General features: G+C 70.0%; 17 protein-coding genes. 8 read left to right on the top strand and 9 right to left on the bottom strand.

Annotated features, from left to right (window positions below):
• The coding region (locus tag ACWD0F_RS48630; protein WP_449889461.1) for a type I polyketide synthase at nt 1–2,228 on the bottom strand (2,228 nt) is incomplete at its 3' end.
• A gap of 351 nt (nt 2,229–2,579) precedes the next feature.
• On the opposite strand from ACWD0F_RS48630, the gene ACWD0F_RS48625 reads away from it, so the two are divergent.
• The 6 genes from ACWD0F_RS48625 to ACWD0F_RS48600 all read left to right on the top strand — a co-directional run bounded on the left by ACWD0F_RS48625 (nt 2,580) and on the right by ACWD0F_RS48600 (nt 9,499).
• Nucleotides 2,580–4,085: a DHA2 family efflux MFS transporter permease subunit gene (locus tag ACWD0F_RS48625; RefSeq protein ID WP_449889459.1), complete on the top strand. Its 1,506-nt coding sequence runs from the start codon at nt 2,580–2,582 to the stop codon at nt 4,083–4,085.
• Between the two features lie 30 nt (nt 4,086–4,115).
• Nucleotides 4,116–5,078, top strand: a complete 963-nt coding sequence (locus tag ACWD0F_RS48620; RefSeq protein WP_449889457.1) for a ribonucleotide-diphosphate reductase subunit beta — start codon at nt 4,116–4,118, stop codon at nt 5,076–5,078.
• A gap of 2 nt (nt 5,079–5,080) precedes the next feature.
• The gene (locus ACWD0F_RS48615) at nt 5,081–5,557 is read left to right on the top strand and encodes a hypothetical protein (protein ID WP_449889455.1); all 477 of its coding nucleotides are present in this window, start codon (nt 5,081–5,083) and stop codon (nt 5,555–5,557) included.
• A gap of 213 nt (nt 5,558–5,770) precedes the next feature.
• Complete coding sequence (locus ACWD0F_RS48610; protein WP_449889453.1) at nt 5,771–6,859, top strand: acyltransferase family protein; 1,089 nt, start codon at nt 5,771–5,773, stop codon at nt 6,857–6,859.
• A gap of 15 nt (nt 6,860–6,874) precedes the next feature.
• On the top strand, nt 6,875–8,209 hold the full coding sequence (ccrA, locus tag ACWD0F_RS48605; RefSeq protein ID WP_449889451.1) for a crotonyl-CoA carboxylase/reductase: 1,335 nt from the start codon (nt 6,875–6,877) through the stop codon (nt 8,207–8,209).
• Nucleotides 8,210–8,257: 48 nt separating this feature from the next.
• Nucleotides 8,258–9,499 (top strand): Nramp family divalent metal transporter, encoded by a 1,242-nt coding sequence (locus ACWD0F_RS48600; RefSeq protein ID WP_449889449.1) that lies wholly within the window; start codon nt 8,258–8,260, stop codon nt 9,497–9,499.
• A gap of 6 nt (nt 9,500–9,505) precedes the next feature.
• Here ACWD0F_RS48600 and ACWD0F_RS48595 read toward each other — a convergent pair whose 3' ends face one another.
• The 8 genes from ACWD0F_RS48595 to ACWD0F_RS48560 all read right to left on the bottom strand — a co-directional run bounded on the left by ACWD0F_RS48595 (nt 9,506) and on the right by ACWD0F_RS48560 (nt 16,887).
• On the bottom strand, nt 9,506–10,969 hold the full coding sequence (locus ACWD0F_RS48595) for an aldehyde dehydrogenase family protein (RefSeq protein WP_449889447.1): 1,464 nt from the start codon (nt 10,967–10,969) through the stop codon (nt 9,506–9,508).
• A gap of 27 nt (nt 10,970–10,996) precedes the next feature.
• Nucleotides 10,997–11,122, bottom strand: a complete 126-nt coding sequence (locus tag ACWD0F_RS48590; protein ID WP_449889446.1) for a hypothetical protein — start codon at nt 11,120–11,122, stop codon at nt 10,997–10,999.
• Nucleotides 11,109–12,131, bottom strand: coding sequence for a branched-chain amino acid ABC transporter permease (locus ACWD0F_RS48585; protein WP_449889444.1), 1,023 nt, complete (start codon nt 12,129–12,131; stop codon nt 11,109–11,111). The genes ACWD0F_RS48590 and ACWD0F_RS48585 overlap by 14 nt, the downstream gene beginning before the upstream one ends.
• Nucleotides 12,128–12,994 (bottom strand): branched-chain amino acid ABC transporter permease, encoded by an 867-nt coding sequence (locus ACWD0F_RS48580; RefSeq protein ID WP_449889442.1) that lies wholly within the window; start codon nt 12,992–12,994, stop codon nt 12,128–12,130. The genes ACWD0F_RS48585 and ACWD0F_RS48580 overlap by 4 nt, the downstream gene beginning before the upstream one ends.
• A gap of 1 nt (nt 12,995) precedes the next feature.
• A complete protein-coding gene (locus tag ACWD0F_RS48575) occupies nt 12,996–13,727 on the bottom strand; it encodes an ABC transporter ATP-binding protein (protein WP_449889441.1) in 732 nt (243 codons plus the stop codon).
• On the bottom strand, nt 13,724–14,524 hold the full coding sequence (locus ACWD0F_RS48570; RefSeq protein ID WP_449889439.1) for an ABC transporter ATP-binding protein: 801 nt from the start codon (nt 14,522–14,524) through the stop codon (nt 13,724–13,726). The genes ACWD0F_RS48575 and ACWD0F_RS48570 overlap by 4 nt, the downstream gene beginning before the upstream one ends.
• Nucleotides 14,524–15,825: an ABC transporter substrate-binding protein gene (locus tag ACWD0F_RS48565; RefSeq protein WP_449889437.1), complete on the bottom strand. Its 1,302-nt coding sequence runs from the start codon at nt 15,823–15,825 to the stop codon at nt 14,524–14,526. Before ACWD0F_RS48565 ends, ACWD0F_RS48570 begins: the two co-directional genes overlap by 1 nt.
• Nucleotides 15,826–16,053: 228 nt before the next feature.
• Complete coding sequence (locus tag ACWD0F_RS48560) at nt 16,054–16,887, bottom strand: IclR family transcriptional regulator (RefSeq protein ID WP_449889435.1); 834 nt, start codon at nt 16,885–16,887, stop codon at nt 16,054–16,056.
• A gap of 120 nt (nt 16,888–17,007) precedes the next feature.
• Here ACWD0F_RS48560 and ACWD0F_RS48555 point away from each other — a divergent pair, with 120 nt between their 5' ends.
• The gene (locus ACWD0F_RS48555; RefSeq protein WP_449889433.1) at nt 17,008–18,498 is read left to right on the top strand and encodes an aldehyde dehydrogenase family protein; all 1,491 of its coding nucleotides are present in this window, start codon (nt 17,008–17,010) and stop codon (nt 18,496–18,498) included.
• A 136-nt stretch (nt 18,499–18,634) separates the two neighbouring features.
• Nucleotides 18,635–20,092, top strand: a complete 1,458-nt coding sequence (locus tag ACWD0F_RS48550; RefSeq protein WP_449889431.1) for a serine/threonine-protein kinase — start codon at nt 18,635–18,637, stop codon at nt 20,090–20,092.
• Nucleotides 20,093–20,442: the final 350 nt, after the last annotated feature.

The following is a 20,442-nucleotide window of genomic DNA, read 5'->3' as shown; positions in this document are numbered from 1 at the left end:
AAGGCGTGACTGACGGTGAGTTGGCGGGTGCGCACGCCGCGTGCGGCGAAGTGCTCGCCGATGGCCAGGACGTCGTGGGTGTCGCCGGAGATGACCACGGATGTGGTGGTGTTGACGGCGGCGAGGGCGACGGTCGGGCTGAGGTGGGGCCGGATGTCGTGCTCGGTGGTGTTGATGGCGAGCATGGCGCCGCCGGGGGGCAGGGTTTGCATGAGGTGGGCGCGTGCGGTGATGAGGGTGCAGGCGTCGCTCAGGGTGAGGGCCCCGGCGATGTGGGCGGCGGTGATCTCACCGATGGAGTGGCCTGCCAAATAGTCGGGGGTGAGGCCGTGCTGCTGGAGCAGGTGGTAGAGCGCGGTTTGGTGGGCGAAGAGGGCGGGTTGGGTGTGGCCGGTTTGGTGGAGTTGTTCGGGGTCTTCGGCCCACATGATGTCGCGGAGCGGGAAGTCGAAGTGGTCGCAGACGTCGTCGAGCGCGCGGGCGAACACCGGATGGTGCGCATACAGCTCGCGGCCCATGCCGGGGTGCTGGGCGCCTTGCCCGGTGAACAGGTACGCGACCTTGCCGCCGTCGCCGGTGGTGATCGGCGCCTCACCGTTGGCCAGCGCTGCTAAGCCGGTGAGGTAGTCCTGGCGGGTGGATGCGGTGACGGCGGCGCGGTAGCCGAACTGCGAACGCCTGAACAACGTGTGGGCGACGTCGCCGAGATGAAGGTCCGGCTGCGCTTGGACACGGTCGGCGAGATGGCGGGCTTGGGCGCGCAGGGCGTCACTCGTTTTCGCGGACAGCAGCCACGGTAGTGGCTGGGGTGTTGAGGGCGTGGCGGGCTCGGGCGGCTTGGTGGGTTCTGGTTCGGGTGGTTGTTCCAGGATGAGGTGGGCGTTGGTGCCGCTGATGCCGAAGGAGGAGATTGCGGCGCGGCGGGGGTGTCCGTTGGGTTGCCATGGCTGGGCTTGGGTGAGCAGGTTGACGGCGCCAGAGGTCCAGTCGATGTGGGGGCTGGGCTGATCGGCGTGCAGCGTCCGGGGCAGGGTGCCGTGCCGCATCGCCATGAGCATTTTGATGATGCCGGCCACACCTGCGGCGGCTTGGGTGTGGCCGATGTTGGACTTGATCGAGCCGAGCCACAACGGCTGGTCGCGGTCCTGGCCGTAGGTGGCGAGGATGGCCTGCGCTTCGATGGGGTCGCCCAGGGTGGTGCCGGTGCCGTGCGCCTCCACCACGTCCACGTCGGACGGGGTCAGCCGGGCGCTGGCCAGGGCCCGCTGGATGACACGCTGCTGGGCCGGACCGTTCGGAGCCGACAATTGGCTGCTGGTCCCGTCCTGGTTGACGGCGCTGCCCCGGATGAGGCCGAGGATGGTGTGGCCGTTGCTCCGGGCGTCCGACAGCCGTTCCAGCAGCAGGATCCCGGCGCCTTCACTCCAGCCGGTGCCGTCGGCGAGCTGGGAGAACGACTTGCAGCGGCCGTCCGGCGACAGCCCGCGCTGGCGGCTGAACTCCACGAACACGCCGGGCGTGGCCATCACGGTCACACCGCCGGCGAGCGCCAGTGAGCACTCGCCGTTGCGCAGGGCCTGGGCGGCGAGGTGGACGGTGACCAGGGAGGACGAACACGCGGTGTCGACGGTGACGGCGGGCCCGCGCAAGCCGAACGTGTAGGCGATGCGGCCGGAGGCGATGCTCGACGCGCTGCCGAGGCCGAGGAACCCCTCCAGCTCGGCGGGCGGATTCGTCATCCCCATGCCGTAGTCGTCGTACATCGTGCCGATGAAGACGGCGGTGTCGCTGTCCCGGACCGACCGTATGTCCAGTCCGGCGTTCTCGAGCGTCTCCCAGGTCGTCTCCAGCAGCAGCCGGTGTTGCGGATCCATCGCGGCGGCCTCACGCGGATTGATCCCGAAGAAAGCAGCGTCGAATTCGCCGGCGTCGTAAAGAAAACCGCCGCGAGTTGAATACGTATGACCGGGCCTGTCCGGGTCCGGGTGGTAGATGTCCGTGCTCCATCCCCGGTTCTCGGGGAAATCGGAGATGGCGTCGACGCCGCCGGCGACCAGCTCCCAGAGTTGCTCCGGCGATCGCACTCCGCCGGGGTAACGGCAGCCCATGCCGACCACCGCGATCGGCTCGTCGCGCTGTTCGCGTATGGCTTGAAGTTGTTGTCTGGTTTCGTAGAGGTCAGCCGCCACGCGCTTGAGGTAAGTGCGCAACCTGTCCTGATCCGTCACCGCGATCAACTCCTCATAACAGCCGGCGTCGGCAGGGTAAAAGCGGGGGCTAATAAGCGCCTTACCCGGTCCTAAAGCGGACGGCTCGGCAGGCGCTTCAGAACGGCTTTAGGGCACCTTAAGCGGTCTGTTAGGCGCTGCCCTGATGCTCGTCATGTCCCGGTCGGCGGCACGAACGCGTTACGCCGGAGCACGTTGCTCACTTGGTCTGGATTGCGTCGGGCGAGTAGAGAGGTTTCGATGCTGAGGCGAGCATGATCCGCTACGCTCGGTGCGCGACAGAGAGGTCCGACAAGGGAGCGGGTGAGTCAGATGAAAGACTACGGGACACGCAAGTGGTGGGTAATCGGCATGCTGTCGCTGGCCATCCTCATCACCGGTCTCGATATGACCGTGCTGAATCTGGCGCTGCCGACACTGGCTGCCGAACTGGGCGCGTCCATTGGGCAGTTGCAATGGATCGTCAACGCTTATGTGCTCGTGGAAGCGTCACTGTTGTTACCTATCGGCCTGCTCGGTGACAGACTGGGCCGTAAGAAAGTCTTGCTGATCGCACTGGCGTTGTTCGGGGTGGCTTCGTTATTCGCCGCCTATGCCACTTCCGCGGGTGCGTTGATCACCGCCCGCGCGGTGCTCGGCCTCGGTGCCGCGGCGCTGGTTCCGCTGCCCTTCGCCATGGTTCCGGTGATGTTCACCGAAGCGGAGCGGCCGAAGGCGATCGGGCTGCTGACGTTGATCACCACCGTGGCCTTCCCCCTCGGGCCGATCGTGGGCGGCTGGCTGCTCTCGCACTTCTGGTGGGGATCGGTGTTCCTGATCAATGTGCCGGTCGTCATCGTGACCCTGGTGACGCTGATCCTGCTGATGCCCGAGTCACGCAGCGAGCATCGCCCGCGGATCGACTTCGTGGGCATGCTGATCTCCAGCGCCGGTCTGGCGATCGTGACGTTCGGCGTGATCCAGGCGGGCGAACGCGGCTGGGGCGACCCGCTCGCGCTCACGGTCATCGTGGCCGGCCTGCTGACGCTCGCGGCTTTCGTCGGGTGGGAACGGCGCATCAGCAGGCGCGGCCAGCCCCTGATCGAGCTCGGGCTGTTCCGCTCCGCCAGCTTCACCTGGGGCACGATCCTGACGATCACCGTGTTCTTCGCCATCTTCGGCCTGCTCTTCACACTGCCGCAGTACTTCCAGGAGATCCAGGGCACCGACCCGATGGGCGCCGGGTTGCGCCTGCTCCCGGTCATCGGCGGGCTCGCGCTCGGCACCCTGCTGGCCGGGTTCCTGGCCCGCGCCATCGGCTCGAAGTTCACCGTGGCGGCCGGCTTCGTGTTGATGGCCGTCGGATTCGTGCTCGCGGCGATGACCGGCCTGGACACCGGATACGGCTATGTCGCCCTGTGGTCGGTGATCATCGGCGCCGGATTCGGCGTAGTGATCACCACGGCGATGGACGCGGCACTCGGCGAGTTGTCGGCCGAGCGCAGCGGTGTGGGATCCGCGCTGATCCAGGCGATGCAGCGGGTGGGCAGCGCGTTCGGCGTGGCGATCCTCGGCTCCGTCCTCAACGGCGTGTACCGCAACTCCGTCGATGTCGGCGGGCTGCCGCCCGCGGCCGCGGAGGCCGTGAAGGAGAGCCTGGCCAGTGGTGTGGCGGTGGCTCAGGAGCAGGGCTCGGCGGCGCTGCTGAGGTCGGCGTCCGCGGCCTTCGTCGACGGCATGACGACGTCGTTTCTGCTGGTCGGCGCGGTCTCGCTGGCCGGCATCGTGCTCGCGGTCGTTTTTCTGCCGCACCGAGTAGTCAAGACCCAGCCCCCGGAGTCCGTAGCCACGACCACGATCGGTCCGCATACGGAGTAACCGGCAAGCAGATCAGGGAGAAGCACGCCTATGCCTGAGATGTCCCAGGAGACGGTAGCCCTCGTGGAGGGGTCCTCTCTAGCCGAGATCCGCAACCTGGACTTCGACGATGTCATGGACTACGTCCACAAGGACCTCAAGAAACTGCCGGACTACATCGACCTGTATCGGCGCTACTACCGTCAGCGGTGGGACGTCTACGACCTCGACTTCAGCCAGGACGTCGTGGACTGGAACACCCGGATGCCGCAGGACGAGCGCGACGCGTTCGCGGCCATCGCGGCCGGGTTCCACCACGGTGAGCGGCAGGTCGAGGTCGAACTGCCGGTCTTCATGCTGGCGGGCAGCGAGGAGGCCAAGATCTACCTCGCCACCCAGATCGAGGACGAGGCCCGGCACACGGTGTTCTTCGACCGGTTCTACCGCGAGGTCGTCAAGCTGCCCGGCGAATCGGTCCAGGATCTGCTCGACTCGTCGTTCGAGTTCGTCTCGGAGACCTTCGTCGGCCCGTTCGGGCTCCTGGCCTACCTGGCGGACGACCTCAGGCGCGATCCGGAGGACCCGGTTCGCCGGGTCCGCTACGGCACGGCGTACTTCCTGTGGACCGAAGGGGTTCTGGCGCTGACGGTCATGAAGGTCACGCTGACCTACTGCCGCCGGCGCGGCTACCTTCCCGGCTACTACACGGGTTTCACCGCGTCCTGCCGGGACGAGGCGCGGCATGTGCAGTTCGGCATGCGGTTCCTGCGTGACTCCGTACAGGAGGATCCTCGGCTGCTCCGCGAGATCCACGACACGCTGCGCGCGGAGCTGAGCGTCAACGGCGCGGCGAGCAGGCCCGTCCCGCTGGAGCCGCTCGGCTGGTCACCGCCGGACGTGCAGCAGGTGATGATGCGGCAACTGCGGATGAAGTTGTCGGATGTGGGGATCGGCCTGCCGCCCGACATCGAGGCCATGGTGTCCAGGATCCAGCCGGAACTGGCGGGAGGCTGACGATGAGCGTGACAACCCAGAACACGACCTTGCGGTTCTTCGGCGAGGAGTGGGCGGAGGCGGCCCGCAAGGCGGTGGACGACGGCCCGGACGAGGCGGAACGCGCGACGAAGCTGCCGACCTACTGGGCGTGGATCGAGCGGGCGCGTACGTCCTATTCGTACTCCTGGGCGCTCGGCGTCCGCGGCAGGCCGGAAGATCTCGACGGACCGTCCTATCTGTACCTGAGATGGCAGGACGGCCGGTGCGCCGAGGCGTCGATCATCGGATCGGGCGAACCGGTCGCGGCCGACTACGTGCTGGTGGGCGACTTCGCCGTCTGGCAGGGTCTGCTGGCGGGTGAACGCGATCCGCAGCGGCTGGTCATGTACCGGCAGCTGAAGCTGCAGGAGGGCAGCAACACCCTGCTGTTCTTCCGGGGTGTGTACTTCTTCGTCGAGTCGGTCGGTTTGATCGGCCGGATACCCGCCCACTTCTGACACCGCACGCCTCTGCGGTCGCCGGACGGCCTGCCGGCGTCACTGTGTGTCGTGATGTCGCTGCTCTTCGTGGCTTTAGGGATGGGTAAGCCCGGCGTAAGAGACGTCGGCCACTCTCCCTGGAGAGGTTCCACGGAACAACGGGTGAGGAGAAACACCGTGCAGCAGACGCCCAGGAAGTCCGACGGCTCCCACTTACCTTCGCTGACCGGAATGCGATTCGCCGCAGCGTTTCTGGTCTTCTTGTCGCACGCCTTCGTGGTGGAGGCGCTGCTGGGCGATCCGGCGCTGACCATGGCGATCTACTTTCCCGGTCTGGCGCTCGGATTCGCCGGCGTCGGCTTCTTCTTCGTGCTGAGCGGTTTCGTGCTGGCCTGGTCGGCCGTCGAGAGTGACTCGCCACGGAGTTTCCTGCGCAGGCGCTTCGTCAAGATCGCTCCCAACCATCTGGTCGCCTGGGCGGCCGCGGTGCTGCTGGCCGCGTGGGCGGGCGAACAGGCCGGTCTCTGGACCAACGTCGCGAGCTTCTTCCTGGTGCACGCCTGGGTGCCGGGGATGACCGCGATCAACGGGCCGACCTGGTCGCTGAGCGTCGAGGTGGTGTTCTACCTGGCGTTGCCGTGGCTGTTGCCGGTGGTGCGGCGCATCCGCCCGCAACGGTTGTGGTGGTACGCGGGCGTGGTGGTCGCGGCCATCGTGGCGGTCCCGTTCCTCGCGCAGCTCATCCTGCCCTCGGAGCCCAGCTTCCAGGGCGCCCCCATGTCGCTGGTGCAGAACTGGTTCGTCTACATGTTGCCGCTGACCCGGGGCCTCGACTTCACGCTCGGGCTGCTGATGGCCAGGATCGTCAGGCACGGCCTGATGGTGCGCGTGCCGCTGAGCGCGGCGCTGCTCGTTCTGGCCGCCGGTTTCACGTCGCAGGTGCTGCTGATGCCGACCATCCACAGCCTGGTCGCGCCCGTGGTCGTGCCGCTCACCCTCGTGGTGGCCGCGGCCGCCGACGCCGACCTGCGCGGGACCTCGTCGCTGTTCCGGCACCGCGCCATGATCTGGCTGGGCGAGATCTCCTACGCGTTCTTCGTGGTGCACTATCTGGTCCTGCACTTCGGGCACCGGCTGATCGGCGTCGGGACGAAGTGGGACACCGCGACCGGGCTCGCCCTCATCGGGGGGTCGCTGATCGTCACGACGGGGATCGCCTGGCTGCTGCACGTGAGCGTCGAACGGCCCTGCATGCGGCGCTGGAGCCGGCCACGCCGCAAGTCCGTCCCGCTCGACAGGCCCTCCGCCGCCACCGCCTAGCAAGGAGATGACACGGTGCACCAGATTCTCGACGCGATCCTGGCCGGCGACCATGCCGGGATCGGCTCGCTTCCCGTGCCGGAGAGTTATCGCGGCGCGACGATCCAGGCGGACGACAGCGACATGTTCCGCGGTGTCGAGGCCAAGGACCGCGATCCCCGCAAGTCGCTGCACGTCCGGGAGGTGCCGACACCGGAGCTCGGCGCGGGGGAGGCGCTCGTCGCGGTGATGGCCAGCTCGATCAACTACAACACCGTGTGGTCCTCGATCTTCGAGCCGGTCAGCACCTTCGCGTTCCTGCGCAGGTACGGCCGGATCTCCCCGGCGGCCCAGCGGCACGACCTGCCGTACCAGGTGCTGGGCTCCGACCTTTCCGGCGTCGTGTTGCGGACCGGTCCCGGCGTGACCCGATGGGCGCCCGGCGACGAGGTCGTCGCGCACTGCCTGAGCGTCGAGCTGGAGAGCCCGGACGGCCACAACGACACGATGCTCGACAGCGAGCAGCGGATCTGGGGCTACGAGACCAACTTCGGCGGCCTGGCGGAGCTGGCGCTGGTGAAGACCAACCAGTTGATGCCCAAGCCGCGGCACCTCACGTGGGAGGAGGCCGCGTCGTCGGGGCTGGTGAACTCGACCGCCTACCGCCAGCTGGTCTCGCGCAACGGGGCCGGCATGAAACAGGGCGACGTCGTGCTGATCTGGGGGGCGAGCGGCGGTCTGGGCTCGTACGCCACCCAGTACGCGTTGAACGGCGGGGCCATTCCGGTGTGCGTGGTCTCCAGCGAGGCCAAGGCGGCGGCCTGCCGGCGGCTGGGCGCGGAGCTGGTGATCGACCGTTCCGCCGAGGGCTTCCAGTTCTGGCGCGACGAGCACACGCAGGACCAGCGCGAATGGCGCCGGTTCGGTGCCAAGATCCGGGAGCTGACCGGCGGGGAGGATCCGGACATCGTCTTCGAACATCCGGGCCGTGAGACGTTCGGCGCCTCCGTTTACGTCACACGCCGGGGCGGGGCGATCGTCACGTGTGCCTCGACGTCCGGGTTCGTCCACCAATTCGACAACCGCTATCTCTGGATGAACCTGAAACGGATCATCGGGTCGCACTTCGCCAACTACCGGGAGGCGTGGGAGGCGAACCGGCTGATCGCCAAGGGGCGCATCCATCCGACGTTGTCGAGGAGCTACCCGCTGACGGACGTCGGCCAGGCGGTGCTGGACGTGCATCGCAACGTCCACAAAGGAAAGGTCGGGGTGTTGTGCCTGGTGCCGGGCGAGGGTCTCGGCGTACGGGACGCGGAACTGCGCGCCGAGCACATCGACGCGATCAACGTGTTCAACGTGGCCGGGTAGTTCCGGGGACGGGCGCGGCCCAGCGGACGGCGATGGGGTGACGAATCCATGAGCGCGACCACCACGCCCGCCAGGAAACCGGCTCGGCGGCGGGCGGTGATGTACGGCCCGGCCTTCGTCGCCGCCATCGCCTACGTGGACCCCGGCAATTTCGCCACCAACTTCGCCGCCGGTTCGGAATTCGGCTATCTCCTGTTATGGGTGATCATCGCCGGAAATCTCATGGCGCTGCTCGTGCAGATATTGTCCGCCAAACTCGGCCTGGCCACCGGTCATGACCTCCCGCAGATGTGCCGCCGCCGCTTCCCCCGCCCGGTGGTGCTCGGACTGTGGGCACAGGCGGAGCTGGTCGCCATCGCCACCGACCTCGCGGAGGTGATCGGCGGAGCCATCGCCTTGAACCTGCTCTTCGGGCTGCCGCTGCCCATCGGCGGGCTCATCACCGGCGCCGCCGCCTTCGCGCTGCTGGGTCTGGAGTCGCGCGGATACCGCCGCTTCGAAGCGGCGGTGGCGGGGCTGCTCCTGATCATCATCCTGGGATTCATCTTCGACGTCGCGCTGGCCGGCATCGACCTGCCGGCGATAGCCGGAGGGGCCGTGCCCGCCTTCTCGGGCACCCAGAGCGTGCTGCTCGCCACCGGAATCCTCGGAGCGACCGTCATGCCCCACGTGATCTACCTGCACTCCAGCCTCACCAGCGCTCACACGCGGGGTCTCGCCCAGGCCGACCCGGCCTTCGAGCGCCGGCCGCTGCTGCGGTCGGTAAGGCTGGACGCCCTGGTCGGCCTGGGGATAGCCGGGTTCGCCAACGCCGTGATGCTCATCATCGCCGCCAGGCTCTTCTATCCCGCACAACCCGTGACCACCCTCGGCGACGTGCACACCGGGCTGGACGCCATGCTCGGCCACCCTGCGGCGCTCGCCTTCGCGCTCGCCCTGCTCGCCTCCGGTTTCGCCTCCTCGTCGGTCGGGACCTACGCCGGTCAGGTCATCATGGCCGGCTTCCTCGGCAGAACCCTGCCGCTGACCCTGCGCCGCGCCATCACGCTCGTGCCGGCCCTGGTCATCCTGTTCGCGGGCGTCGACCCCATGGACGCCCTGGTCTGGTCGCAGGTCGTTCTGTCGTTCGGCATTCCGTTCGCCCTCGTCCCGCTCGTCCTGCTCACTCATGACCGCGAGCTCATGGGACCCCTGGCCAACCGGCGCCTGACCACGGTCACGGCCGCCGTCGTCGCCGTGCTCGTGATCGGCCTGAACCTCTACCTGATCACTCAGATCGTGCTCGGCTGAACATGGTCAGAAGGGGTAGCGCGGCGGTTCGCCGCGCATGGTGATCCAGCGGGTCTCGGTGAACGCCTCGATGTTGGCCGCGGCCCCGCCGAAGCGGGCGCCGGTGCCGGAGGCGCGGACACCGCCGAAGGGGGCGTTGGCCTCGTCGTTGACGGTCTGGTCGTTGATGTGCACGATGCCGGTCGGGATCTGCTCGGCGAGGGCCAGGCCGCGCATCACGTCCCGGGTGACGATGCCGAGCGAGAGGCCGTACTCACCGGCGGCGGCCAGCTCGGCGGCCTGCTCCGCCGAGGAGACGGGAGTGACCGGGGCGACCGGGCCGAAGACCTCCTCGGCGAACGCGGGCGCGGTCAGCGGGACGCCGGCCAGCACCGTCGGCCGGTAGAAGAGCCGCTCGTAGGTTCCGCCGGCGGCCAGCGTGGCGCCCGCGCCGACGCTGGCGGTCACCAAGCGGTGGATCTTGTCGCGCTGGCCGGCGTCGATCACGGGGCCGAGCGCCACCTGGCCGCCGGCCGGGTCGCCGACCGGGAGCGCGGCGGCCTTGGCGGCGAGCCGTTCCACGAAGTCGTCGTAGAGGCGGGCGGCCACCAGGTGGCGGCCGGTGGTCATGCAGATCTGGCCCTGGTGGAAGAACGATCCCCAGGCGGCCAGGTTCACCGCGGCGTCCACGTCGGCGTCGTCCAGCACCAGCAGCGCGGAGTTTCCGCCCAGTTCCAGGTGGGCGCGCTTGAGGTGCCGGCCGGCCAGCTCGCCGATACGCCGGCCCACCGCCGTCGAGCCGGTGAAGGAGATGACCCGTACGTGCGGATCGGTGATCAGCGCCTCACCCACGCCGGCGCCGCCGGGCAGCATCTGCAGCACGCCGGGCGGCAGCCCGGCCTCCTCGAACACCCGCACCAGCAGCGCGCCGCCGGTGACCGCGGTACGCGGGTCGGGCTTGAGCACGACGGCGTTGCCGAGCGCGAGCGCCGGGGCGACCGAGCGGATGCCGAGGATGATCGGCACGTTGAACGGCGAGATCACCGCGACCACCCCGGCCGGCAGGCGCCGCGCCATGGACAGCCGTGGTTGCTCCGACGGCAGGACCTCGCCGATCGCCCGGCCGGGCAGCGCGGCGGCCTCGTAGCACTCCTCGGCCGCCACGTGCAGGGCGAAGCCGGCCATGCCGGGGACGGCGCCGACCTCGCGGACGTTCCAGCCGCTGATCTCCTCTGCGTGTTGTTGCCACAGGTCTCCGGCCTTCCGCAGGACGGCGGCGCGGGCCGGGTGCGGCAGCGCGGCCCACTCCCGCTGCGCGGCGGCGGCGCTCGCGGCGGCCTCGGTGACGTCGTCGGCGGTGGCCAGGCCGATCCGGCCGAGCTCGCCGCCGGTGGCGGGCTCGGTGACCGCGTAGTCGCCGCCGTGTCCGGACGTCCAGCCGCCGTTCTTGAAGATCTTTCCCTGCCAGTCGACGCTGTCGAGCAGTCCCACGGGCGGTTCCTCCTTCTGGTTGTCGTGTCAGTGACTCATGCGCGGTACGAGAGGGCGGGGCTCGGTGGCCTCGATCGCGGTCAGGAACCGCTCGGTCAGCTCGGCGGGTGACAACGCGCCCGCGGCCATGGCGGCGGCCTCACGCAGGGTCATCGGAGCTCCGTACGTGATAGCCGACGGGGAACAGGCTCAGCCTGGGCACCAGGCCCCACAACCCGCGCGGCAGCCACAGCGCGGCCGCGATGCCCACCGTGCCCAGCAGCACGAGGTACCACGAGCCGAAGTCGGCGAGCACCTGCTGCAGCGCGAAGAAGACGACCGCCCCGAGCAGCGGGCCCTCGATGGTGCCGATGCCGCCGATCACCACGATGAAGATCATGTACGCCGACCACTGCACGCTGAAGATGGAGTCCGGGTTCACGCTGAGCGAGCCCAGCGTGATCACGCCGCCCGCGGCGCCACAGCCGGCCGCGGAGACGAGATAGACCAGCAGTTTAGCCCGCCGCACGTCGATCCCGGCTGAGCCGGCCGCGGTCTCCTCGTCGCGCACGGCCATGAGCGACAGGCCGAGCCGGCCGCGCAGCAGCAGGTAGCAGCAGGCGATCGTGGCCAGCGCCAGCGCGAGCGCCACCCAGTACGTCAGCGCCCCGCGCAGCGTCTGGTCGATGCCGGACAGCCCGGTCAGGCCCTTGCCGCTGGCGCCGCCGAGACTGTCGACGCGCACGACCAGCAGCCGGTAGACCTCGGCGATCACCCAGGTCCCGACGGCGAAGTAGTCGCCGCGCAACCGGAAGGCCAGCCACGAGGTGGGCAGCGCGAACAGCGCGCAGGTGAGGGCGGCCAGCGGCACCGCGAGGTAGGGCTGCACCCCCAGGTCGGCCAGGGCGATGAGGCTGTAGGCGCCGATGCCGATGTAGGCCTGCTGCCCGACCGACACCAGGCCGCCGAAGCCGGCCAGCAGGTTCCACATGCCGGCCAGCGCGATCAGCACGAACAGGTTGATCAGCGTGTCGGTGACCGTGCTGAAGACCAGGAAGGGCAGCGCCGCCAGCAGCGCGGCGGTGGCCGCCATGACCGCCGCCGGCAGTTTGGCGGACCGGGCGGCGCGGCTGACGTGCAGGTTCGCCGTCGCGTGCGTGGCCAGGAGGTGGGAGAGCGTCATGCGGTCCGTCCAGCGAGCAGGCCCTGCGGCCGGAAGGCCAGCACGGCGAGGAAGACGAGGTGGCCGGCGAGCAGGGTCAGCGCGGGGTCCACCTGTGCGCTCAGCGACTGGGTGACGCCGAGGACGACGCCGCCGAGCAGGGTGCCCCACAACGAGCCGAGCCCGCCGATGACGACGGCCTCGAAGGCGAAGATCAGCCGGGAGGGGCCGATGGACGGGTCGAACGACGAGCGGATGGCGAACATCAGTCCGGCCAGCGCCACCGTGGCGAAGGCGATGGCGGTGGCGATGCCGTACACGTGCCGGCTGTCGGCGCCCATCAGGTTCGCGGTCTCGCGGTCGTCGGAGGAGGCGCGCAACATCCGGCCGAGCCCGGTGCGCGACAGGAAGAGCTGGATGCCGGCCAGGGCCGCGCACGCCAGCAGGAACGTCGTGAGCGCCAGGTAGCCGACGGAGACGGAGCCGGAGACCGCGAACGATCCGGTGGCGAACGAGCCTCCGTCGAGGGTGCGGGTGTCGGCGGAGAAGACCTCGAGCAGCACGTTCTGCAGCACGATGGACAGGCCGAACGTGACGAGCAGGGTGGCCAGCGGCCCCGCGGCCAGGCTGCGCTGGAGCAGCACCCGCTGGGTCAGGTAGCCGAGCGCCGCGAACAGCGGCACGGTCACCACCAGCACGATCCACAGGGGCAGCCCGGTGCCGCTGACCAGGGCCAGCGCGAGGAACGACGCGACGACCGCGAGGTCGCCGTGGGCGAGGTTGACGATCCGCATGACGCCGAACATCAGCGACAACCCGGTGGCGAACAGCGCGTAGAGACCGCCGAGCAGCAGTCCTTGGACGAGGGCGTTGAGCCAGCCCATGTCAGGGTCGTCCCTCCTGTACGGGGAGCGTCGCTCCGATGCCGAAATACGCGTGTTCGACCTGCTCCGCGGTCAGATCCCGGGGACGTCCCCGCAGCACGGAGCGGCCTTCGAGCAGGCAGTGCACGCGGTCGGCGACGCGCATGGCCTGGGAGACGTCCTGCTCGACGATCAACGCGGTGGTGCCGGCGCCGACGATGCGCGGCAGGGTCTCGTAGATCCGGCGGACGATCACCGGGGCGAGACCCAGCGAGAGCTCGTCGATCAGCAGCAGGTCGGGGTTGGACAGCAGCGCCCTGCCGATCGCCACGGCCTGCTGCTCCCCGCCGGACAGCTGGGCGGCGTTCTGCCTGCGGCGTTCGGCCGTCCACGGGAACAACTCGTGGACGGCGGCGACCGTCCAGGGGCCCGGGCGTTTGCGGTAGGCGCCGGCCAGCAGGTTCTCCTCCACGGTGAGGGAGCCGAACAGCCGCCGGCCCTCCGGCACCAGCGCGATGCCCGCGGGCACCCGCTTGTGGGCGGGCAGGCGGGTGATGTCGCGGCCGTCGAGGTGGATGCTGCCCGACGTCGGCGGGTTCAGCCCGGCGAGGGCGCGGAGCAGGGTGGACTTCCCGGCGCCGTTGGCGCCGATGATGGCCAGCACCTCGCCCCTGCCGACGTCGAGGCTGAGCGCGTCCAGAGCGCGCAGTTGCCCGTGGTGGACGGTGAGGCCGCGGATCGACAACAGAGTCATGGCCCCTCCTCCCCGGTCCTGCCGTCGCCGGTCCCGTCCTCTCCGGACCCGTCCTCGCCGGCCAGGCCGGTCTCGGGGCCGCCGCCCAGGTAGAGCTCGCGTACGCGCTGGTCGGCGAGCACGCGCATGGGCTCGTCGTCGGCGACCACGTCGCCCCCGGCCAGGCAGATCATCCGGCCGACGGTCTTGATGAGCGCGTGGACGACGTGTTCGATCCAGACGACGCCGAGCCCTTCGGCGTGCACGTCCTTGATGACCGCGACGAGTTCGGCCACCTCCGGCTCGGTCAGGCCGCCGGCGACCTCGTCCAGCAGGAGCAACCGGGGGCCGGTGCCCAGGGCGCGGGCCACTTCCAGGCGCTTGCGCTGCAGCAGCGGAAGCCGTCCCGCCGGGGTGTTGGCGAGAGCGGCCAGGCCGGTGCGGTCGAGCACGCCCATGGTGTGCGCGTGCGCCCGCCTGCCTTTGAGCGCCGCGCCCTGGTGGGCGCAGACCAGGACGTTCTCGAAGACGGTGAGGTGCTCGAAGGGACGCGGCACCTGATAGGTGCGGCCGATGCCGGCCCGGGTGCGGGCGTGCGGCGGGCTGCCGGTGATGCGCCGCCCCTCGAACCACACCGCGCCGCTGTCCGGCCGCAGGTCGCCCGAGATCATCGCGAACAGGCTGGACTTGCCGGCGCCGTTCGGTCCCACGATGCCGAGCGCCTCGCCCGGCTGGACGGACAGGGTCAGGTCCTTGGCGACGGTCACCCTGCCGAAGCTCTTGGTGATGCCGTCGAGGTGCAGCAGTGGCGTGCTCATCAGGAGCCCGGGTTGGTGGGCTGCAGGTCGCCGCCGACCGGGACCTCCTTGTTGGCGGAGTTGTCGACGATGACCACGTCCCAGGGGAACTTCTCGCCCTTGCGCCACTGGCCGCCGACCGGGTGCTGGATGGCGATGCCGGGCTGCGGGCCGGTGGTGAAGTCGAGGTTGCCGCTCATGCAGTCGATCTTCATGCCGCGCAGCTTGGCGGCCACCTCGTCGCGGTCCTGGGGATCGCTCACGGCCTTGAACGCCGCGACCGCGATCTCGAACAGCGAGTAGACCGAGCCGAGCGCCTGGGTCCACTGCTTGCCGCTGGACGCGGCGAAGTCGTCGGCGAGCTGACGAGCGGTCTTGCCGTCCAACGTGGACTTGTAGGGATGAGCCGGGCTCCACCAGACGTCGGTGGCGATGTTGCCGGTGAGCTGTCCGAGCGCTTCGGCCTCGGAGGGGAAGAGCATGACCTTCGCGACGGTGGCCAGTTTCGGCTTGAAGCCCTGCTGCCTGGCCTGCTTCCAGAACGTCTGGAAGTCCGGCGGAATCGGGGTGCAGGTGAACAGCTCGGCGTCCGACTCCTTGAAGGTCGCGATCTGCGCGGTGAAGTCGGTGACGCCGTTCTGGTAGGCGCCGCCGTCGATCGCGGTGTAGCCCGCCTTCTTCATCATGGGCGCCAGGCCCCGGCGGAAGGCATTGGCGTCGGTGTCGTTGGCCCACAGCGCCGCGACGTTCTTGTTCGGCACGTCCATGCGCTCCCACATCGGGATGAAGCAGTCGGCGAACTCCTGCATGCCGAAGAAGAACAGGGTGGTGTACTTGAAGCCCTCGCCCGCCTTGCCGCCCCGGCCGTTGAACCACGCCTCCCAGGGCGCGATCGTGGTGACGTTGGGGATGCCGTTGGCCTCGCACTGGTCGGCGACGGGGTTGGTGGTGTCGGGCGTGGAGGAGCCGACGATGAGGTCGACCTTGTCGGTGTTGATGAGTTGCCGGGTGACCTCGGTGGCGCGGTTGGGGTTGGACTGCGTGTCCTTGACGACGATCTCGATCCGGCGCTTCTTGCCGCCCGAGGTGAAGCCGTCCCGCAGCGCCTCCTGGATCTGCTTGACCACGAAGTTGTCGGCGGTGGCGAACCCGGCCAGCGCGCCCGTCTGCGGGCTGACGTAGCCGATCTTGAGCACGTCGGACGACGAGGTCCCCGTGCCCTTCAGCCCGCCGCAGGCACCGACCAGCGAGGTGCCGCCGACGGCGGCGGCCGTTCTGAGGAAGGAACGGCGGTTCAGGCCGCCCGTCTGGGTTTCGCTCACGCCGAACTCCTCTTCACCGCGGCGTCCGCACGACCTGTCCTTCGTCCCGGGGAAACGCCGCGATTGCTCTGGGGGGATATGAGAGGTGCTATCGGGATCGCCCCCCACGCGGCCAGGAGCAGCACGGCTGGGGTGGCGGAAAGTTGAGGCGACGCTACGGTCCCGTCAACACCAGAGCAACATGCGGTTCGGAACAGCCGAACGCGACTTTCCCCTTTGGAACGCCGGCTAGGAGGCGGGCCGGTAACCGAGACGTTTGGAGATCTCGGCGGCGGTGCGCCGCAGCGGCGGTTCGATGCGTCCTGCCAGTGCCTCGGCCGTGGCGGGCGCGACGGTCAGGTGCACGGCGACGTTGACGGCCGCGACGACCTCGCCCGAGCGGTCGCGCACCGGCGCCGCGAACGACCGCAGCCCCGGCGCGAGCTCCTCGTCGTTGACCGCCACGCCGCTCTGGCGCACCTTGGCCAGCGCCGCGGTGAGCTGCTCGCGGTTCGTGATCGTCTTGGGGCCCCGGCGCGCCATGTCGGTGCGGTCGAGGATCTGCCGCAGCGCCGCCGCGTCCTTGAAGGCCAGCAGCGCCTTCCCCATCGACGTGCAGTAGGCCGGCAGCCGTGACCCCACGTGCAGGTTGAGGTCCATGGCCAGCGAGCTGCGCCGGCCGCTGCGCCTGCGGTCGACGTAGACGACGTCGGGGCCGTCGGACAACCCCATGCTGACGGTGTAGCCGGTCTCGTCGGCCAGCGCCTGGAGCAGGGGCCCGGCGACCTTGGCCAGCTCCATGGAGTCGATCGCGGCGAAGCCCAGGTCCGCCGCGCGCGGGCCGAGGAAGTATTTCCTGCTCTCCGGGTCCTGCTGGACGAACTCCAGTTTCGTCAGCGTGGCGACGTAGCGGTGCGTCGTGCTCTTGTTGAGCCCCGCGGCCCTGGCCAGGTCGGCGATCCCGAGGACGGACCGGCTGCCGGTGAAGGCGGACAGGATGCGCAGGCCGCGCTCCAGCGAGACGGAGAAGGAGGAGTCCGCCGCCGTGCGGCCGCGCGGGCGGGGGGAGTCGTCGTCGGTCACGATGGTCAGAATACGGTCTTACAGTTCTACCTATTCGAACCGTGCTTGGAAGGGCCGCGCCGATGATGGCACCCTTCTAGGCCGGACGCACCGATGACGTGAGCGAGGAGAGCGAGCTGCATGGCCGGAGCGGAGCCCACCGGGAGCGGCTGGCGCAAGCCACGTGTCGGGCACTTCATCGGCGGTGACTGGCGGGAGTCCGTCTCCGGACGCTCGTACCCGAACCGTTCCCCGTGGTCCGGCGAGACGCTCGGCGAGGTCGCCGCCGGCGACGGCGAGGACGCCGACAGGGCCGTCGCCGCCGCCCACGGGGCGTTCGGCGGCTGGGCGCGGGCCCTGCCCCGGCAGCGGCAGCAGATCTTCCTGCGCGCGGCCGACATCCTGGAGCGGCGCGGCGGCGAGGTGCTCGGCGCGCTGGCCGCCGAGACCGGCTGCGGCCACCACTTCGGCCAGGTGCAGCTCGACTTCGCGCTCAAGCTGCTCCGCCAGGCCGCCCACCTGGCCTACCAGCCGGCCGGGGAGCTGCTGCCGTCGGACGTGGAGGGCACCCGGGCGATGGCCGTCCGCCGTCCCGTGGGCGTGATCGCGGCCATCGCGCCCTGGAACGCCTCGCTCACCCTCGCCGGGCGGGCGATCATCGGGCCGCTGGCGCTCGGCAACACCGTGGTGCTGAAACCGTCGGAGGAGTCGCCGTACACCGGAGGCGCGCTGTGGGCGGAGATCCTCCAGGAGGCCGGCCTGCCCGCCGGGGCGTTCAACGTCGTCACGCACGCCCCCGGCGAGGCCGGCGCCATCGCCGACACGCTGCTGGCCAGCCCGCTCGTCAAGCGGATCAACTTCACCGGCTCGACCCCCACGGGCCGGCGGCTGGCGGAGAAGGCCGGCCGGCACCTCAAACGGGTGGTGCTCCAGCTCAGCGGCCAGAACCCGCTCATCGTGGCGGGCGACGCCGACCTGGAGTACGCCGTGAACGCCGCCACCTACGGCGCGTTCATCCACCAGGGGCAGGTGTGCATGTGCGCCAGGCGCGTCTACGTCGAACGCCCGCTGGCCGCGGAGTTCGCCGAGCGGTTCGCGGCCAGGGCCGCGGCGCTGCCGACGGGCGACCCGCGCGATCCGGCGACCGTCGTCGGGCCGGTGATCAACGAGTGGGCCCTGGCGCTGCTCGACCGGCGGGTCAAGGAGGCGGTCGGGCTCGGCGCGCGCGTCCTGGCCGGTGGCGTGCCCGCGCCGCCGTGTTACCCGGCCACCGTGCTCACCGACGTCCCCGACGAGGCCGAGATCGCCCAGGGCGAGACGTTCGGCCCCGTGGTGGTGCTGGAGGCGGTCGGCTCGGCCGAGGAGGCCGTCGCCCGCGCCAACGACTCCGACTTCGGCCTCGCCGCCTCGATCATCACCGGTGACAGCCGCCGTGGCCTGCGGCTGGCCGCCGCGCTGGAGGCCGGCATCGTGCACGTCAACGACCAGCCCGTCAACGACGAGCCGCACATGCCGTTCGGCGGGGTCAAGGACAGCGGGTGGGGGAGGTTCGGGCTGGGGTTCGCCGCCGAGGAGTTCAGCGAGCTCCAGTGGGTGACCGTCCGCGACCAGGAACGCCCGTTCAGCTTCTGACCCTCACGACGCCGGATACGCAAGGGCGCCGATCTTCGCTTACTGTGCATCTCGGGGGAGCGCTGCGGGAGAATGTCCGGATCCGTACGCACGGACGCGCGGCAGGCCAGGGGAATCACGGAGGATGACGTCGGGAATGAGCACTCAGGCGCAGGAACATCTCGGCCCTTACCGGGTGGTCCGGAAGATCGGCGAAGGCGGCATGGGGGTCGCTCACCTCGGTCTCGACGCCGCGGGCCGCGAAGTCGCGATCAAGGTGCTGCATCCGCACGTGGCCGCCGATCTGAAGGCGCGCGACCGGCTGCTTCGCGAGGTGCAGACCATGCGGCGGGTGCGCAGCCCGTACGTGGCCGAGGTGATCGACGCCGAGCTGACCGGCGGGCGGCCGTACGTGGTGACCCGGTTCGCCGCGGGCCGCACGCTGGAGGAGACCGTGCTGAGCCAGGGCCCGCTCGCGGCGCGCGAGGTCCTGCGGCTGGTCGAGGGGCTGTGCCAGGCGCTGGTGGACATCCACGCGGCCGGCGTCATCCACCGGGACCTCAAGCCGTCGAACGTCATGCTGGTCCACGGCGAGCCGCTGGTCATCGACTTCGGCATCGCGCATCTGGTGGACGCGGCCCGGCTGACGCAGAGCGGGATGTTCGTCGGCACGCCGGGTTACCTGGCGCCGGAGATCATCCGTGACTCGCTGATCACCCAGGCGGCCGACGTGCACGCGCTGGCCTCGACGGTGTTCTTCGCCGCCACGGGGTTACCGCCGTTCGGGACGGGGACGTTCGAGACCGTCTGCTTCAACACCATGGAAGGGCGCGCGCAGCTCGACAAGGCCCCGGCGTGGTTGCGGGACTGGCTGGGCCGGGCGCTGCAGGTGGATCCAGCGGCCCGGCCGGGCGCGCGGGAGTTGTTGCGGACGGCCAGGGTGCTCGATCCGGCGGCCCGCCCGGCGGGAGCGGGGAGGCTCGCAGGCCGTACGCTGACCATGGACATCGTCACGGACCTGCTCCCGCCGGTCGACTACGCCGCCAGGCGCCCGGAGCAGCCGCCGCCCTACGTGCCCGCCCCGGCGCCGACCCTGCACGCCGATCGCCCGGCGGAGCGCCGCCCGTCCCCGCCCCCCGCCCAGCCCTTCGAACTCCGCCGGTTCCTGGCCGGCAGCGGCTTCGCCGGCGTGCTCGCGCTCGTGACGCTGGTGGCGCTGACCGTCATGACGCCGGTCGTCGCGGGCCTGGCGGCGGCGGCGCTCTCGCTGGCGTTGCGCGCCCGCGACCACTTCGCCACCGAGACCCGGCGGACGTTGTCCACGGCCGCGCTCGTGGCGCTGGGCCACGTGCTGCTGGCGCTGGCGTCCGGCCTCGCCGCCGCGAGCTTCCTGCATCTGGCCGGCCGGGTGAGCGTCAGCCACGCGGAGTCCCTGGCCGCCGGCGTGTTCACGCTGGGGCTGTTCGTGCTGCCGGGCACCGGGCCGGTGCGCCGGGCCGCCGCGCGCACCCTCGGCCGCGTCCTGCCCGGCCACAGCGCGACCGTGGTGTCCGTGGCCGTGATGGGGCCGGTCGCGCTGACCTCGGTGATCGTGGCCCTGGTTCAGGCGCTGTAGCCCGGCCCGTCACTGCGGGACATGAGATCGGCCCGGAAAGGCTCTTTACGGATGGCCTTTTCTGGGCCAGATCACGGTTTGTGGTGCGCCGTGAACAAAGTGCATGAGATGCGCGCGCGATGGGGATTCGAGAAATATCCTTATTGCCAAGTGGGAGAAGACTCTCGGGGATGCATGGGGGCATGCGTGCGCTTGGGGCTCCAGGAGCGCCGAACTTTCAGGACATTGCCAGACACCGGGTGCCGCATCCATAACCGCGTCAGAAACTTCTCAGGGCCGTTCTCCGTTCTGCGGGATAAGAAAAACGGAAACTGCGAGGAAATGTGCGTGTCACTCCATCCCTCAGGTCC

The sequence above is a fragment of the Nonomuraea sp. NPDC002799 genome, assembly GCF_053592075.1.
This window is presented reverse-complemented; position numbering and strand designations above follow the sequence as displayed.

Coding starts and splice junctions, on each gene's coding strand:
- ACWD0F_RS48625 (WP_449889459.1), top strand. CDS start 2,580: ATGCTGTCGCTGGCCATCCTCATCACCGGTCTCGATATGACCGTGCTG.
- ACWD0F_RS48620 (WP_449889457.1), top strand. CDS start 4,116: ATGCCTGAGATGTCCCAGGAGACGGTAGCCCTCGTGGAGGGGTCCTCT.
- ACWD0F_RS48615 (WP_449889455.1), top strand. CDS start 5,081: ATGAGCGTGACAACCCAGAACACGACCTTGCGGTTCTTCGGCGAGGAG.
- ACWD0F_RS48610 (WP_449889453.1), top strand. CDS start 5,771: ATGCGATTCGCCGCAGCGTTTCTGGTCTTCTTGTCGCACGCCTTCGTG.
- ACWD0F_RS48600 (WP_449889449.1), top strand. CDS start 8,258: ATGAGCGCGACCACCACGCCCGCCAGGAAACCGGCTCGGCGGCGGGCG.
- ACWD0F_RS48590 (WP_449889446.1), bottom strand. CDS start 11,122: ATGACCCTGCGTGAGGCCGCCGCCATGGCCGCGGGCGCGTTGTCACCC.
- ACWD0F_RS48585 (WP_449889444.1), bottom strand. CDS start 12,131: ATGACGCTCTCCCACCTCCTGGCCACGCACGCGACGGCGAACCTGCAC.
- ACWD0F_RS48580 (WP_449889442.1), bottom strand. CDS start 12,994: ATGGGCTGGCTCAACGCCCTCGTCCAAGGACTGCTGCTCGGCGGTCTC.
- ACWD0F_RS48575 (WP_449889441.1), bottom strand. CDS start 13,727: ATGACTCTGTTGTCGATCCGCGGCCTCACCGTCCACCACGGGCAACTG.
- ACWD0F_RS48570 (WP_449889439.1), bottom strand. CDS start 14,524: ATGAGCACGCCACTGCTGCACCTCGACGGCATCACCAAGAGCTTCGGC.
- ACWD0F_RS48555 (WP_449889433.1), top strand. CDS start 17,008: ATGGCCGGAGCGGAGCCCACCGGGAGCGGCTGGCGCAAGCCACGTGTC.
- ACWD0F_RS48550 (WP_449889431.1), top strand. CDS start 18,635: ATGAGCACTCAGGCGCAGGAACATCTCGGCCCTTACCGGGTGGTCCGG.